The organism is Streptomyces sp. NPDC014623 (genome assembly GCF_043088245.1).
In the GTDB taxonomy this organism is placed as follows: Bacteria; Actinomycetota; Actinomycetes; order Streptomycetales; family Streptomycetaceae; genus Streptomyces.
On the sequence record NZ_JBIBZU010000011.1, the window covers coordinates 218,674 to 232,776 of the forward strand.

At 70.0% G+C, this 14,103-nt stretch carries 15 protein-coding genes; 11 read left to right on the forward strand and 4 right to left on the reverse strand.

Annotated features, from left to right (window positions below):
- Positions 1–28: 28 nt before the first annotated feature.
- Together ACF1FZ_RS19695 and ACF1FZ_RS19700 are read left to right on the forward strand one after the other, a co-directional pair.
- On the forward strand, positions 29–943 hold the full coding sequence (locus ACF1FZ_RS19695; RefSeq protein ID WP_391774662.1) for a YceI family protein: 915 nt from the start codon (positions 29–31) through the stop codon (positions 941–943).
- 124 nt (positions 944–1,067) lie between these two features.
- Positions 1,068–2,066: a TAXI family TRAP transporter solute-binding subunit gene (locus ACF1FZ_RS19700; RefSeq protein ID WP_391774663.1), complete on the forward strand. Its 999-nt coding sequence runs from the start codon at positions 1,068–1,070 to the stop codon at positions 2,064–2,066.
- A gap of 9 nt (positions 2,067–2,075) precedes the next feature.
- Here ACF1FZ_RS19700 and ACF1FZ_RS19705 read toward each other — a convergent pair whose 3' ends face one another.
- Both ACF1FZ_RS19705 and ACF1FZ_RS19710 read right to left on the reverse strand, forming a co-directional pair.
- On the reverse strand, positions 2,076–3,470 hold the full coding sequence (locus ACF1FZ_RS19705) for an ATP-binding protein (protein WP_391774701.1): 1,395 nt from the start codon (positions 3,468–3,470) through the stop codon (positions 2,076–2,078).
- 9 nt (positions 3,471–3,479) lie between these two features.
- Entirely contained in the window at positions 3,480–4,172 is a 693-nt protein-coding gene (locus ACF1FZ_RS19710; protein ID WP_391774664.1) for a response regulator transcription factor, read from the reverse strand.
- Positions 4,173–4,527: 355 nt separating this feature from the next.
- On the opposite strand from ACF1FZ_RS19710, the gene ACF1FZ_RS19715 reads away from it, so the two are divergent.
- The 9 genes from ACF1FZ_RS19715 (at position 4,528) to ACF1FZ_RS19755 (ending at position 12,045) form a co-directional block, all read left to right on the forward strand.
- Complete coding sequence (locus ACF1FZ_RS19715) at positions 4,528–5,313, forward strand: amino acid ABC transporter ATP-binding protein (RefSeq protein ID WP_391774665.1); 786 nt, start codon at positions 4,528–4,530, stop codon at positions 5,311–5,313.
- A gap of 32 nt (positions 5,314–5,345) precedes the next feature.
- The gene (locus tag ACF1FZ_RS19720; RefSeq protein WP_391774666.1) at positions 5,346–6,269 is read left to right on the forward strand and encodes a glutamate ABC transporter substrate-binding protein; all 924 of its coding nucleotides are present in this window, start codon (positions 5,346–5,348) and stop codon (positions 6,267–6,269) included.
- Positions 6,270–6,409: 140 nt separating this feature from the next.
- Positions 6,410–7,057, forward strand: a complete 648-nt coding sequence (locus ACF1FZ_RS19725; protein WP_391774667.1) for an amino acid ABC transporter permease — start codon at positions 6,410–6,412, stop codon at positions 7,055–7,057.
- On the forward strand, positions 7,054–7,986 hold the full coding sequence (locus ACF1FZ_RS19730; RefSeq protein ID WP_391774668.1) for an amino acid ABC transporter permease: 933 nt from the start codon (positions 7,054–7,056) through the stop codon (positions 7,984–7,986). Before ACF1FZ_RS19725 ends, ACF1FZ_RS19730 begins: the two co-directional genes overlap by 4 nt.
- Positions 7,987–8,351: 365 nt before the next feature.
- Positions 8,352–9,986: an FAD-dependent monooxygenase gene (locus ACF1FZ_RS19735; protein WP_391774669.1), complete on the forward strand. Its 1,635-nt coding sequence runs from the start codon at positions 8,352–8,354 to the stop codon at positions 9,984–9,986.
- Positions 9,987–10,018: 32 nt separating this feature from the next.
- The gene (locus tag ACF1FZ_RS19740; protein ID WP_318198091.1) at positions 10,019–10,105 is read left to right on the forward strand and encodes a putative leader peptide; all 87 of its coding nucleotides are present in this window, start codon (positions 10,019–10,021) and stop codon (positions 10,103–10,105) included.
- A 75-nt stretch (positions 10,106–10,180) separates the two neighbouring features.
- Complete coding sequence (locus tag ACF1FZ_RS19745) at positions 10,181–10,792, forward strand: cysteine dioxygenase (RefSeq protein ID WP_391774670.1); 612 nt, start codon at positions 10,181–10,183, stop codon at positions 10,790–10,792.
- Positions 10,789–11,193, forward strand: a complete 405-nt coding sequence (locus ACF1FZ_RS19750) for a rhodanese-like domain-containing protein (protein ID WP_391774671.1) — start codon at positions 10,789–10,791, stop codon at positions 11,191–11,193. The genes ACF1FZ_RS19745 and ACF1FZ_RS19750 overlap by 4 nt, the downstream gene beginning before the upstream one ends.
- A 216-nt stretch (positions 11,194–11,409) precedes the next feature.
- Positions 11,410–12,045, forward strand: a complete 636-nt coding sequence (locus ACF1FZ_RS19755; RefSeq protein WP_391774672.1) for a hypothetical protein — start codon at positions 11,410–11,412, stop codon at positions 12,043–12,045.
- 151 nt (positions 12,046–12,196) lie between these two features.
- On the opposite strand, the gene recX is transcribed toward ACF1FZ_RS19755, so the two are convergent.
- Entirely contained in the window at positions 12,197–12,874 is a 678-nt protein-coding gene (gene recX / locus ACF1FZ_RS19760; protein ID WP_391774673.1) for a recombination regulator RecX, read from the reverse strand.
- 3 nt (positions 12,875–12,877) lie between these two features.
- Positions 12,878–14,008 (reverse strand): recombinase RecA, encoded by a 1,131-nt coding sequence (gene recA / locus ACF1FZ_RS19765; protein ID WP_391774674.1) that lies wholly within the window; start codon positions 14,006–14,008, stop codon positions 12,878–12,880.
- Positions 14,009–14,103: the final 95 nt, after the last annotated feature.

Consider the following 14,103-nt stretch of genomic DNA (forward strand, 5'->3'; position numbering starts at 1 on the left):
GTCCTTCCACGCTCGAAAGGTGTATGTGATGGTCCTCTCTCTCCTCCGTGGCAGGCGATCCAGGACGGCCTCCGGTGGTGGTGCGAGATTCACCTTTCCCGTGCCTCCCGGGGCCGGAACCGTCACCTGCGAGGTCGTCGATCCCATGGGCCAGCCGCTCGGCGGCGCCGAGATCACGGTCACCTCCCAGGAGTCGTCCCGGACGGCGGCGAAGGGGACCACCGACCTGTTCGGCATGTTCGTCGCGGCTCTGCCCCCGGGCGACTACCGCCTGCTCATGACGGCCGAAGGCATGCAGCCGGCCAGCTGGACCTTCGGTATCGCCGCGGACGAGACCCTGTCGATGGGCCGCGTGCAGTTGGACGTCGCCCGGCAGCTGGAGCCCCCGGCCCCCGGGACCTGGCTCTTCGATCCGCCGCACACCGCGATCCGCTTCATCGCCAGGCACGTCGGCATGGCCAATGTGCACGGCCGCTTCACCGCCTTCGAGGGCGGCGTCCGGGTCGCACCCTCCGTCGAGGACTCCCAGGCCGAGATACGCATCGATGCCGCGAGCATCACCACCGGCAACAAGACCAGGGACAACCACCTGCGGTCGGCCGACTTCCTCGACGTGGAGAACTACCCGTACATCCATTTCGCCAGCAGGCGGTTCGTCTACCGGGGCGGGAACAACTGGACCGTCCAAGGAGGGCTGACGATGCACGGGGTCAGCCGCTCCGTCTCCCTGGACACGCAGTACCTGGGCGCCGTCAACGGCGGATACGGCGAGGAACTGCGCTGCGCGGCGCGTGCCACCGCCGAACTGCACCGTGAGGACTACACCCTGAACTGGCGCAACATGCTCGCCCGGGGCATCGCCATCGTCGGCCCCACCGTCCAGCTGGAGCTGGACATCCAGACCATGTTCCAGGGCCCCGACACTCCGACGCCTCCGGAGTGACGGGCGGGGAGGGCGAGCTGCCCTCGGCGTGGACGGCCTGATCCGCGCGGCGGGAGGGGCCCGGCAAGGCGTGCGGGCCCCTCCGCTCTGGCCGTCACGGCCAGGAGAATGGCAGGATCGCGCCATGCTGCACGCACTGTCCCGTTTCGGCCGGCGCCGCACCCTGCAAGGGGGCGTCGCCGGCGTGGTCGTGCTCGGACTGCTGCTGTGGTGGGTGCTCCCGATCGGGGAGGAGGAACCGGGCGGTTCGCTCACGTTCTCCACCGGTGTGCGCAGCGGGGTCTACCAGCGCTACGGGCAGCGGCTGGAAGGTGCACTGGCCAAGGACATGCCCAAGGTGTCGATACAGCTGCGGACCAGCGAGGGCTCCCAGCAGAACATCGAGCGGGTCGCGACGGGGAAGGCCGACTTCACCATCGCCACCGCCGACGCCGTCGCCACCTACCTGCAGAGCGGGAAACCGGGCGCCGGGCGACTACGGGGCTGCGTCCGGCTCTACGACGACTACGTCCAGCTGATCGTGCCCCGGGACTCCGGCATCCGCACGGTCGCCGATCTGCGGGGCAAGCGGGTGGGTGTGGGACAGAAGGGGTCCGGGGTCCTCCTCGTCGCGGACCGGCTGATGGAGGCGGCGGGCCTCGATCCGGCGGCGGACATCACTCCCGTACAGGCGGGGATCGACACGATGCCCGCCCGGCTGACGGACGGCCGGCTGGACGCCTTCTTCTGGTCCGGCGGGCTGCCGACCGGAGCGGTGCAAAAGCTCTCGGAGAAGTTCTCGATCCGGCTGGTCCCGCTGGAGGGAGCACTGGTCGCGGAGCTCCAGGCGGCCGGCGGATCCACGCGCTACTACCGCGCGGCCGCGATGCCGGCGGACGCCTATCCGGGCGCCCAGCAGGGCCAGGCCGTGCAGACGGTCGCGGTTCCCAATCTGCTGATCACCACGGACCGTACGGATCCGCTGATGACCGAGGCGTTCACCCGGACCGTGATCGACAGCCGGGACCGGATCGGCCGCGAGGTGCACTCGGCGCAGCTGGTCGATCTGCGCACGGCGATCTACACCGGTCCGCTGCCGCTGCACGAAGGCGCCAGGCGCTACTACCGGTCGGCCAAGCCCTGAGCGCAGGGCTCACACGTGCGGGGGATTGCGCGGCACGGTGACCGTCACCCGCAGGCCGTGGGGCTCGTGCGCGTCGTAGCGGATCGATGCGCCGCCCGCCGCGAGCAGGGCCTGCGAGATGGAGAGCCCCAGCCCCGATCCCTTGATGTTCTGGTGCCGCCCGCTGCGCCAGAAGCGGTCACCGACGCGCTCCAGCTCCTGCTCGGTCAGGCCGGGGCCACGGTCCGCGACGACGACCGTGGCGCCCTCGCCGTCGGCTCCCGCCGTGACCCGGACCTCCTCACCCGCGGGGGTGAATTTCAGCGCGTTGTCGATGACGGCGTCCAGCGCGCTGGAGAGGGCGATGGGATCCGCCCAGCCTGTTACGGCGGGCGCCCCGTCCAGCGTCAGTCCTACGCCTTTGTCCTCGGCCAGCGGACGCCATGACGCGACCCGCTCCCCCGTGAGGGCGGCGATGTCGGTGAGCTGGAGGTCCGCCGCGGTGTGCTCGGCCAGGGCCAGATCCAGCAGGTCGTCGAGGACCTGGGCGAGGCGCTTGCCCTCCGTGCGGACCGAGGCGATCTCCTCGTTGCCCTCGGGGAGTTCGAGCGCGAGGAGCTCGATCCGGAGCAGCAGCGCGGCCAGCGGGTTGCGCAACTGGTGCGAGGCGTCGGCGACGAAGGCGCGCTGCTGCTCCAGCACGTCCTCGACGTTGTCGGCCATCTCGTTGAACGACCGGGCCAGCCGCCGGAGTTCCGGAGGCCCGCCGGAGGTGACGACCCGGGACCTCATCCTGCCGCTCGCGATGTCGTGGGCGGCCGCGTCCAGGGTCCTGACGGGCAGGAGCACCCAGCCGGTGAGGCGGAAGGCGGCGCCGACCGCCACCAGCATGGCCGCGGCCTCCCCGAGGGCGATGAGCAGCCAGCCGTGCAGGGTCCGGGACCGCATGGCGTCGGTGGGCGAGTCGGTCACGACGACGGCGACCACGTCTCCGTCGCGTACGACCGGGGAGGCGACGACGATCCTGCCGTCCTGCCACGGCCAGACCTGGGGCGGGTCGTGGGAGCGGCGGCCCAGGAGTGCCTCGTCGAAGGCCTCCCGGCCTTCCCCCTCGGCGGGCAGGGTCCAGGAGGCGGGAGCCTTGGCGAGGGCCCTGTCGTCCCGGTAGAAGACCCCGGCCCGGATCCCGTACACCGAGTCGTAGGCCTCGAGCTCGGTCTGCAGGATCCGCTGCCTCTCATCGGCTGCCCGTACGGGTTCGCTGACGAACTGGGCCAGCGCGCCGAAGCGCGCCGTGTCGTCGATCCGGTCGATGACGACCCGCTGCTGTTCGGCGGCGGCGACCCGCACGGCCAGCGGGAAACCGAAGGCGAGCAGCACGGCGGCCATCAGGACGATGAGCAGGGGGAGCAGGCGGGTGCGCAGCGTACGTCCTCAGGCCGGCGGCGGGACGAGCCGGTAGCCGACTCCTCGTACGGTCTCTATCAGAGCGGGAAGCCGCAGCTTGGAACGGAGCGACGCGACGTGCACCTCCAGGGTGCGTCCCGTTCCCTCCCAGCTCGTCCGCCACACCTCACTGATGATCTGTTCCCGCCGGAAGACCACACCGGGACGCTGGGCGAGCAGGGCGAGCAGGTCGAACTCCTTGCGGGTGAGCTGCACCTCCTGACCGCCGACACTGACCCTGCGGGTGGGCAGCTCGATGCGGACCGAGCCGATCCGCAGGGCCGCGAGCGGGGTCGGGCCGGTGTCCTCCCCGGCCGTACGGCGCCGGGCGACGGCATGGATCCGGGCGAGGAGCTCACCGGTGTCGTACGGCTTCACCACGTAGTCGTCGGCGCCGAGGTTGAGGCCGTGGATCCTCGACCGGACATCGGAACGCGCGGTCACCATGATCACCGGGATCGCCGAGCGCTTGCGGATCTTCCCGCACACCTCGTAGCCGTCCTGGTCGGGCAGCCCGAGGTCGAGGAGCACGACCCCGAAGGGCTCCTTCTCGGCCGGCAGCAGCGCCTGCAGCGCCTCGTCGCCGCTACGCGCGTGCACGACCTGGAAACCGTGCCGTGAGAGCACCGCGGACAGGGCGGCCGCGACGTGGTCGTCGTCCTCGACGAGCAGCAGTCTCATGGCCCCCCTCTCCGCCTCATGTCTGTCTTCATTGTCCTTCGCGATGCCCGGGAACCGTGCGTGACAGCCCGCCTGCGTTCCGCCCGGCGGACCTCGCCGTACGGCAGCGATTCATGTCGTCCCTGTACCAGGGCATCCACGCCGATGACGGGTACGTCAGTCAAGTCCCTGCCCGTCACCACCGGGTTCCGTTATCCACCCGGTACGCCGCCGAGCACTCCGTGGCGCCCCGTTCACACGATGCGTCCGCCTGAGGCCGGATCGTTATGCTCAATTTCCGCTCAGATGTAATGACGCTGGTAGCACTGCGTCACTAGGGTCCTTGCCTAACCGAGGAGGACGGAGCAAGAAGCCGATGAGCGGAGTTTCAGTGAACAAGGCCGCCGAGGATGCCGCACCTGCGGGGGACGACCTTGTCGTACTGAGCAACGTCAACAAGCACTTCGGCGCGCTGCATGTGCTCCAGGACATCGATCTGACCATCGCCAGCGGCGAGGTCGTCGTAGTCATCGGGCCCTCCGGGTCCGGGAAGTCCACGCTGTGCCGCACGATCAACCGCTTGGAGACGATCGACTCGGGCGCGATCACGATCGACGGCAAGCCGCTGCCCCAGGAGGGCAAGGAGCTCGCCAGGCTGCGTGCCGATGTCGGCATGGTCTTCCAGTCGTTCAATCTCTTCGCGCACAAGACGGTGCTCGAGAACGTGATGCTGGGCCAGGTCAAGGTTCGCGGGACGGACAAGAAGGCCGCCGAGACGAAGGCCAGGAGCCTGCTCGACCGGGTGGGGGTCGGCGTACAGGCCGACAAGTACCCGGCGCAGCTCTCCGGCGGTCAGCAGCAGCGCGTCGCGATCGCACGTGCGCTGGCGATGGATCCCAAGGTCATGCTCTTCGACGAGCCCACGTCGGCGCTCGACCCGGAGATGATCAACGAGGTGCTCGAAGTCATGCAGCAGCTGGCCCGGGAGGGGATGACCATGGTCGTCGTCACCCACGAGATGGGCTTCGCCCGCTCGGCAGCGAACCGTGTGGTCTTCATGGCTGACGGAAAGATCGTCGAAGAGGCGACCCCCGACCAGTTCTTCAGCAATCCGCGCAGCGACCGGGCCAAGGACTTCCTGTCGAAGATCCTTCACCACTGATACCGACGACCTACGACACGAGGATTGTTCACATGAAGCTCCGCAAGTCGGCCGCCGTCGCGGCCATCGCCGTGCTCGCCCTGACCGCGACCGCGTGCGGCGGCAAGGAGGGCTCCGCCGGCGACAAGCCGTCGGGCGTCAAGCCCGGTTCGTCGGAGGCCCCGAAGCTGCCGACGTACACCGTCGCCACCGGTGTCGACCTGGACTCGCCGGCCTTCAAGGAGGCGAAGAAGCGCGGCAAGCTGGTCATCGGCGCGAAGGCCGACCAGCCGTACCTCGGCTTCGAGGACCAGTCGACCAAGGAGCGCTCCGGCTTCGACGTCGAGATCGCCAAGATGATCGCGGCCGACCTCGGCTTCTCCGAGAAGCAGATCGAGTGGAAGACCGTCGACTCCGGTATCCGTGAGACGGCCATCTCCAAGGGCCAGGTCGACTACTTCGTGGGCACCTACACGATCAACGACGAGCGCAAGAAGCAGGTCGGCTTCGCGGGCCCGTACTACAAGGCCGGCGCGGACCTGCTGGTACGCAAGGACGAGACCTCCATCACCGGCAAGGAGTCGGTGAAGGACAAGAAGGTCTGCTCGATCGTGGGTTCCACCCCGCTCCAGGAGATCAAGAAGCCTGAGTACGGCGCGCAGGTCGTCGAGCTGGCGAAGTACTCGGACTGCGTGCAGCAGCTCCTGACCAAGCAGGTCGACGCCGTCACCACCGACGACTCGATCCTCAAGGGTTACGCCGCCGCCAACTCCGGCAAGCTCAAGGTCGTCGGCAAGCCGTTCACCAACGAGCCCTACGGTGTCGGCCTGGCCAAGGACGACAAGGTGCTCCGCGAGGCGATCAACAAGTCGCTGGAGACCCACGTCAAGGACGGCACGTACAAGAAGATCTACGAGGCGACCCTCGGCCTGTCGGGTTCGGACTACACCGAGCCGCCGGCCATCGAGCGCTACTGACGCAGCGTCTGCTGACGTCCCGCCACTGACGCCACCCGCGTGAGTGAAGCGTCCCGTACGCCGCCGTGGCTGAACACGGCGGGCGTACGGGGCGCCCCTTCCCCTGCCCTGATGCCGCTGACCGCCGACGCGGAGACCCCATGAACGTATTGCTCGACAATTTTCCGGAATTCCGCGACGGCTTCATAGGCACCGTGTCGATCACCGCCGTCAGCTCGGTCATCGCACTGGTCCTTGGTGTCGCCGTCGCCGGTTTCCGGGTGTCACCCGTGCCACCGCTGCGCTTCTTCGGCACCGCCTGGGTGACCCTGCTGCGCAACACCCCGCTGACCCTTCTCTTCCTGATCTTCTTCTTCGTCGTACCGGAGATCCTCTTCCCGGGCATGAGCCCCTTCCTGCTCGGATCGCTGGCTCTCGGCTTCTACACCTCCTCCTTCGTGTGCGAGGCGGTCCGTTCGGGCATCAACACCGTTCCGCTGGGGCAGGCCGAGGCCGCGCGCTCCATCGGCATGACGTTCGCCCAGACTCTGCGGATCGTGGTTCTCCCCCAGGCCACCAGGTCCGTCATCCCGCCGCTGAGCAGCATCTTCATCGCGCTCACGAAGAACTCGGCGATCGCCGGCGCCTTCAGCGTCACCGAACTCTTCGGGTGGCAGAAGCTGATGAGTGACCGGGGTTACGAGATCACGCCCGTCTTCATCTGGGTGGCCCTCGGCTACCTGGTCGTCACGTTTGCCATCAGCGGTCTCTTCCGGCTGCTCGAGCGTCGTATGGAGGTCGCCCGATGAGCGCCAGCGTTCTCTACGACGCACCGGGTCCCAAGGCCGCTGTCCGCAACCGGATCTACGCCGTGTCCGGCAGTCTCGCCATCCTGGCTCTGATCGCCGTCAGCGTGATAAGGCTGTCCGACAAGGGGCACCTCGCCCCCGAGATGTGGGACATCTTCAACTACGCGGGCATCCGGCAGAACATCGCCGACGCCGTGCTCGCCACCCTCAAGGCGTTCGGTCTGGCGGCGGTCGGCTCGCTGGTCCTCGGGGTCCTGCTCGCCGTCGGCCGGCTCTCCGACCACAAACCGGTCCGCTGGGCCGCCACCACCTTCATCGAACTCTTCCGTTCGATCCCGCTGCTGATCACCATCTACGCCATCTGGGTCGGCTTCCTCACCGACTACTCGATGTGGGCCCTCGCTCTCGGGCTCTCCGTCTACAACGGCTGTGTCCAGGCCGAGGTGCTGCGCGCGGGTGTCAACTCCGTGCCCAAGGGGCAGAGCGAAGCGGCGTACGCCCTCGGGATGAGCAAGACCCAGGTCATGGTCAGCGTGCTGATACCGCAGGCGGTCCGCGCGATGCTGCCGACGATCATCAGCCAGCTGGTGGTGACCCTCAAGGACACCTCGCTCGGCTTCATCATCCTGTACCCGGAGCTGCTCAACACGGCGCGTCTGATCGCCTCCAACACACAGGTCAACGGCCAGTACCCGTACGTGTCGACCATCGCCGTCATCGGCACGATCTATGTGGCGATGTGTCTGCTCCTGTCGGCGCTCGCCACCTGGATCGAGAAGCGCGGCAGGCGGGCCAAGACCGGCATCGCGGTGGCCGCGGCCGCCGGGACGCCGGAAGTCCTCCCCGCCGACAGCCTTGCCGGACCTCACGCCGAGGACGGCCCGCCGCAGGGCCCCGGCACGAACGAGGGAATCAGCAAGACGGACTGACGCGTCAGGCGCCGCGTCTCCCGGAGCGGGTGACGCGGCGTTCATCTCCTTCCGTTCACGGCAGCCCGTCGGTACACCGGCGGGCTGTCCGGTTTTCCTGAACCACGCGCATGGGCAGCGGGCCATGGGCGGCACCCTGCTCTTCCCGGGGCGGCCGGAGCCCCGGGAGCCGCATGGGTCACGTGGGGTGGTCACGCGGGCGCCCCGTCCCACTGCGGCTTGACGCAAGCACCGGCAGTGGGTTGCATTCGTTCTGTGATCGCGTCCCGAACCACCGCCGCCGCGCCCCCTTCCTCCTCTCCGGCCGCTTCAGTCTCCGCCTCCGCCCCCGCGACCTCGCCGATCAGCGCCGGAGGGCCCACCTCGTGGACCCGGTGATCGTCGTCGGCGCCGGTCCTGTGGGGCTGGCGCTGTCCCTCGCCCTCGCGGCTCAGGGCGTCCCCTCCGTGCTGCTCGACGAAGGACCCGGCAAGGACGAACCGCGCCCCGCGCGCACCGTCGTGCTGCGGGAGGACACCGCGGACCTGGTGGAACGGCTCGGCTGCTCAGCGCTCCGCGACGAAGGGCTCCGGTGGGCCGGCTGGCGGTCGGTACGGCGCAAGCAACTGGTGCGGGCGGTACCGCTGGGCGACGAGGACGGCGTCGTTCCGCTGCCCTCGCCCGTCCACCTGCCCCAGCACGCGCTCACCGGAGGGCTGCGGGCCGCCGCTGCCGCGCAGGACCTGGTCACCATGGCGCCGTTCAGCAGGATCGACACCCTGGAGCAGGACGCGCACGGCGTCACGGTGCACACCCGGGAGCCGGGATCGACCTGGTGGCGTGGGAGCTATCTGGTGGGCTGCGACGGCGCGCGGTCCACCGTGCGCAAGCTCCTGGACATCAGGTTCCCCGGCCGTACGGCGGTGGAACGGCACGCCGTCGCGGCGCTCCGTGCCCCATTGCCCTGGCCCGGCGAAGCCGTGCTGCACCGGGCCCCGCCGTGGCGTACCGGAGGTGCCGAAGTCACCGCGCGGCCGCTGCCCGACGGGGTGTGGAGGCTTGACTGGCTCCTTCCACCGCGCGGCGAACTCGTCACCCCTGACGCCCTGATCACCCGGATCCGCGACACCCTCGAAGGCTGGTGCGGTGAGACGCCGGCCTACGATCTGCTGGACACGGGCGTGTACACGCTGCACCACCGGCTCGCGAGGCGGTGGCGGTCCGGGCGGGCCTTCCTCGCCGGGGACGCCGCACACCTGCTGGGCGCGCTCGGCACCCAGGGTCTGGACGAAGGACTGCGGGACGCCGAGAACCTGGCGTGGAAGCTGGCGCAGGCCTGGCACCACAGTTCCTCCGATCTCCTGCTCGACAGCTACCAGGCCGAGCGCAGGGCCGCGGTCGCCTCACGGCTGCGGGCCGCCGACCAGTCGCTGCCGATACTGCGGAGTGGCGCGGGCCTCCGGACGCTCATGCCCGGCGCCGCGCGCGGGCAGGACACCTTGCTGGCCGACGGTCATCTGGGATGCGGGCCACTGGGCGCGCCCCCGTCGTACAGGCACTCCCCTCTTTCGCCTCGACCCGCCGATGCCCACGCGTCGGTGGGCACGGCCCCCGGTGCGCCGGTCACCGATGTACGGGTGACCGCGCCCGACGGGAAGACGGTGCGGCTGCGGGACCGGCTGGGCCTGGGACACCTGCTGGTGATCCTGGTCGCGCCGGGCACCGGGGTGTGGGACCGGCGGCACTGGCTGACGGCAGGTGTCATGCCACGGCTGGTCGAAGCAGTGGACGCCCTCCCCGTGAAGGCCGAGCTGCTGGTGACCGAGAGCTACCCCGGAGCCACGGCCCATACGGTGCTGCTGGTCAGGCCGGACGGGCACCTCGTCGCGGCCTTCAGCGGGGTGCGGCCCGCAGAACTCTTCGAGGCGGCCGACGCGGCGCGCGGGGGCGGCTCGGACACGGCGCACGACGCCCGGGCGCGCACCGCCGCGAGTTCCGACCGGACCGCGGACATCGATTGACCGTTGTCGGCGCACATGGTGTACTCCGGTTCATGACCGACACCGATGTGCGCCTGTGGCGGAGGGTCCATATGGACCTCGTCCGCTACGCGGGCTGCGTGTGTCGCTCGTCCTGCTGAATCGCCCCTCACCCGGCACACCGTGCTGTTCCGCGCGCGGCTGTGCTTCCGAGCGAACTTCCCAGGACGGTCCCTGTGTCTGCACCCTCCCCTTCCCTGCCTACGTCCGCGTCCGCCGTCGGCACCGGCTCGCCTGCCCCGGCTCCCGCCCCCGGCAGCATGAACACCCCGGTCGCCACCAGCACGGATACTGCGGCCCCGACCGCTGCGGAACTGTTCGGCTTCGTCCGCCGGGTCGCGGAGGACACCGCGCTCGTCACCTCGCTTCCGCTCGATCCCGAGGGGCGCACCTGGCTCCGGCTCGACGGCCCCGGAGGCAGCGAGGCATGGCTCATCAGCTGGCCGCCGGGTTCCGGCACCGGCTGGCACGACCACGCCGAATCCACGGGGGCGTTCACCGTTGCCGCGGGTAGCCTCCGGGAGCACTCGCTGGCCGCCCGGCTGCCCACCGACGGCTGGAGGACCCTCGAGCTGAGCCAGGGCATCGACCGGACCCGGCTCCTGGCGACGGGCCAGGGAAGGGCTTTCGGCCGGCATCATGTCCATGAGGTGCTCAACGGGTCCAGCCACGAACATGCCGTGTCGGTGCACGCGTACTACCCGCCTCTGCCGCGGATCCGCCGTTACAGCCGCACAGGGGCGGTGCTGCGCCTGGAACGGACCGAGCGCCCGGCGGACTGGCGGTGAGCGGCGGGCGTGACCGCCGGGACCCGGTGGGCATCGACGAACTGCTCGACCGGGTACGGGGCGGTTATGAGCGGATCGGCCCCGAAGAAGCAGCAGTTGCGGCTGCCGGAGGTGCGCTGCTGGTCGACATCCGTTACGCGTCGCTCCGCGAGAAGGACGGTCTGATCCCCGGGGCTCTGGTCGTCGAACGCAACGAGCTGGAATGGCGCCTCGATCCGCAGGGCAGCCACCGTGTCCCGCAGGCCGTGAGCCACGATCTGCGGGTCGTGGTGATCTGCAACGAGGGATATGCGTCGAGTCTCGCGGTCGCTTCCCTGCGTCAGCTGGGACTGCACCGGGCCACGGACCTGACCGGCGGCTTCCAGGCGTGGCGCGCTGCCGGGCTCCCGGTCGCTCTCTGACCGGACACACCCGGCTCGCAGAGCCGCCCGGGCCGGCGGCCGGGCGAGCCGTGCCGGTAGCCGAACGGCCGGTGACGGTACCCCGGCCGTTCGGCTACCGGTACGGCCGAATGACGCTCCATCCCACTCGAACGCCGCTCTCCGGTGGAGCGGTCGCCGCGCACGACGGACATTCGCCTCATCATCGAGGACGGAACGTACGGAGATGTCGCGCCGATGGAGACCGCTCAGCTCACCCCGGACCAGCTCGACGCACAAGCCTCCCGGCTCCACGACACGGACGCGTGGCAGCGCATCGTCTCAGGCTGGGAACGCACCGCCCTGGAGCCCGCACCCCCGGCATGCGTGCCGGCCGATGGGGCACCGCCCGCGCACCCGGCCGGCTGGCGGGATCTGCTGTCCGTGCCCGTCGACCGGCTGATCGAGGAATCACTGCGGACCATGTCCGCGCCCCGGCCCCGCGAACGCCCGCTACCCGGACGCCTCGGCGCTGTGCTGCCCGAGTGTCTGCACGCGTGGCGCCGCATCGGACAACCCGATGTGCGTCCGTCCGTCCATCTCGGCTACGCCCGGCAGATCCTGACCGAGTGGGGCTGGCAGAACACCCCCTGCCGCCTGCGCAACGCTCGTGGTGCGCGCTGTCTCTGCGGAGCCATGCTGACCGCCCACCGGCTCGGCTACGGCTCGCTCGGCACCGTCGACCGCGCCGGCGCCTGGCTCATCACCGAACTGCGCTCGCAGGGCTGGACCGGACTGATCGGCCCTTGGAACCGGCATCCCGGCCGCACGGCCGCACACGCACTGTCCCTGATCGACGCCACGATCCGCCGGGCGTCCCGGGCAGGGCACTGAGCGCGGCCGTCGCACAGGCCTGACCGGCACCCGGCGCCATCCGTCGGCGGTGGCCCCCTCCGCCACCGCCGCATACCCGCTCACGCGGCCTGTACGTCCGCCCTCCGGCCCCCGTGCCCGCCGGTGTGCCCCGTTTTCCCCCGGGCTGCGGTCAGAAGGGCTCGTCCAGCCCTTCCGTGTCCTCCCCCTCCGCATCGAGCGCCTGGCGCACCACGCGCAGCGCCATCCCCTCCCCGTATCCCTTGCGCGCGAGCATGCCCGCGAGCCGGCGCAGGCGTTTGTCCCGGTCCAGCCCTCGGGTGGACCGGAGCTTCCGTGCGACGAGTTCCCTGGCGGTCTCCTCTTCCTGCTCGGGGGCGAGCTGCTCCAACGCCTCGTCGATCACCGCCGGGTCCACCCCCTTGGTACGAAGCTCCCGCACGAGGGCACGACGGGCCAGCCCTCTGCCGTGGTGCCGGGACTCGACCCAGGCATCAGCGAACGCCGCGTCGTCGATCAGGCCCACGTCCTCGAAACGTGAGAGCACCTCCTCCGCCGCCTCGTCGGGGATCTCCCGCTTGCGCAGCGCGTCAGCCAGCTGTTTACGGGTGCGCGGGGTGCCGGTCAGCAGTCTGAGACAGATGTTGCGCGCCTGCTCGACCGGATCTCGCGGCTCCCCCTCCTCGGCCCTCGACGAGGAAGGGGAACCGCTGCTTCTGGAGCGGGAGCGACGGCCCGCCCCCTCGCCGGACCCGGCCCCCGGGCCGGGCCCCGAGGGGCCCCCGGGCGGCCCAGCGGCATACTCAGGACCGGCGGCGTCGGCGCCCGGCCACTCCGTGCGACGCGTCACGGCCTAGCTCTTGGCCGCCGCGGCCTTGGCGGGCTTGGCCTTGGTCGCGGCGGCCGACACCGGCTTGGCCGCGCCGTCGGCCGGGGCTCCTGCGGCGGCCACCGCATCGGCCGCGGGCTCCGCTGCGGCATCCTCCGGACGGACTCCCACGCCGAGCTTGTCGAGAATCTTCTTCTCGATCTCGTTGGCCAGGTCGGGGTTGTCCTTGAGGAAGTTCCGGGAGTTCTCCTTGCCCTGGCCGAGCTGGTCGCCCTCGTACGTGTACCAGGCGCCGGCCTTGCGGACGAAGCCGTGCTCCACGCCCATGTCGATCAGACCGCCCTCACGGCTGATGCCCTGGCCGTAGAGGATGTCGAATTCGGCCTGCTTGAACGGTGGCGCCACCTTGTTCTTGACGACCTTGACGCGGGTGCGGTTACCCACGGCGTCGGTGCCGTCCTTCAGCGTCTCGATACGGCGGATGTCCAGACGCACCGAGGCGTAGAACTTCAGCGCCCGGCCACCGGTCGTGGTCTCCGGGGAGCCGAACATCACTCCGATCTTCTCGCGGAGCTGGTTGATGAAGATCGCAGTGGTCTTGGACTGGTTGAGCGCGCTGGTGATCTTACGGAGTGCCTGGCTCATCAGACGGGCCTGCAGGCCCACGTGCGAGTCGCCCATCTCGCCCTCGATCTCCGCACGGGGCACCAGGGCCGCGACGGAGTCGATGACGATCAGGTCGAGCGCGCCGGAGCGGACGAGCATGTCCACGATCTCCAGCGCCTGCTCGCCGTTGTCCGGCTGCGACAGGATGAGGCTGTCGATGTCCACGCCCAGCTTCTTCGCGTACTCCGGGTCCAGAGCGTGCTCCGCGTCGATGAACGCCACCGAGCCACCGAGCTTCTGCGCGTTCGCCACGGCGTGCAGCGTCAGCGTCGTCTTACCGGAGGACTCCGGCCCGTACACCTCCACCACGCGGCCGCGCGGCAGACCGCCGACGCCGAGCGCGACGTCGAGTGCGGTGGACCCCGTGGGGATCACCTCGATCGGCTCGTTCGGCCGCTCACCGAGGCGCATCACCGCGCCCTTGCCGAATTGCCGTTCAATCTGTGCGAGTGCGGCGTCCAGCGCCTTCTCGCGGTCGGTTCCTGCCATGGGTTCCACCCGATTTGCTTGAGTCGATCGCTTCACGTCACAGACGCTAACCCCTGCCACTGACAACGGGCCTCGACGTCCTCCCGGCCTGTGGA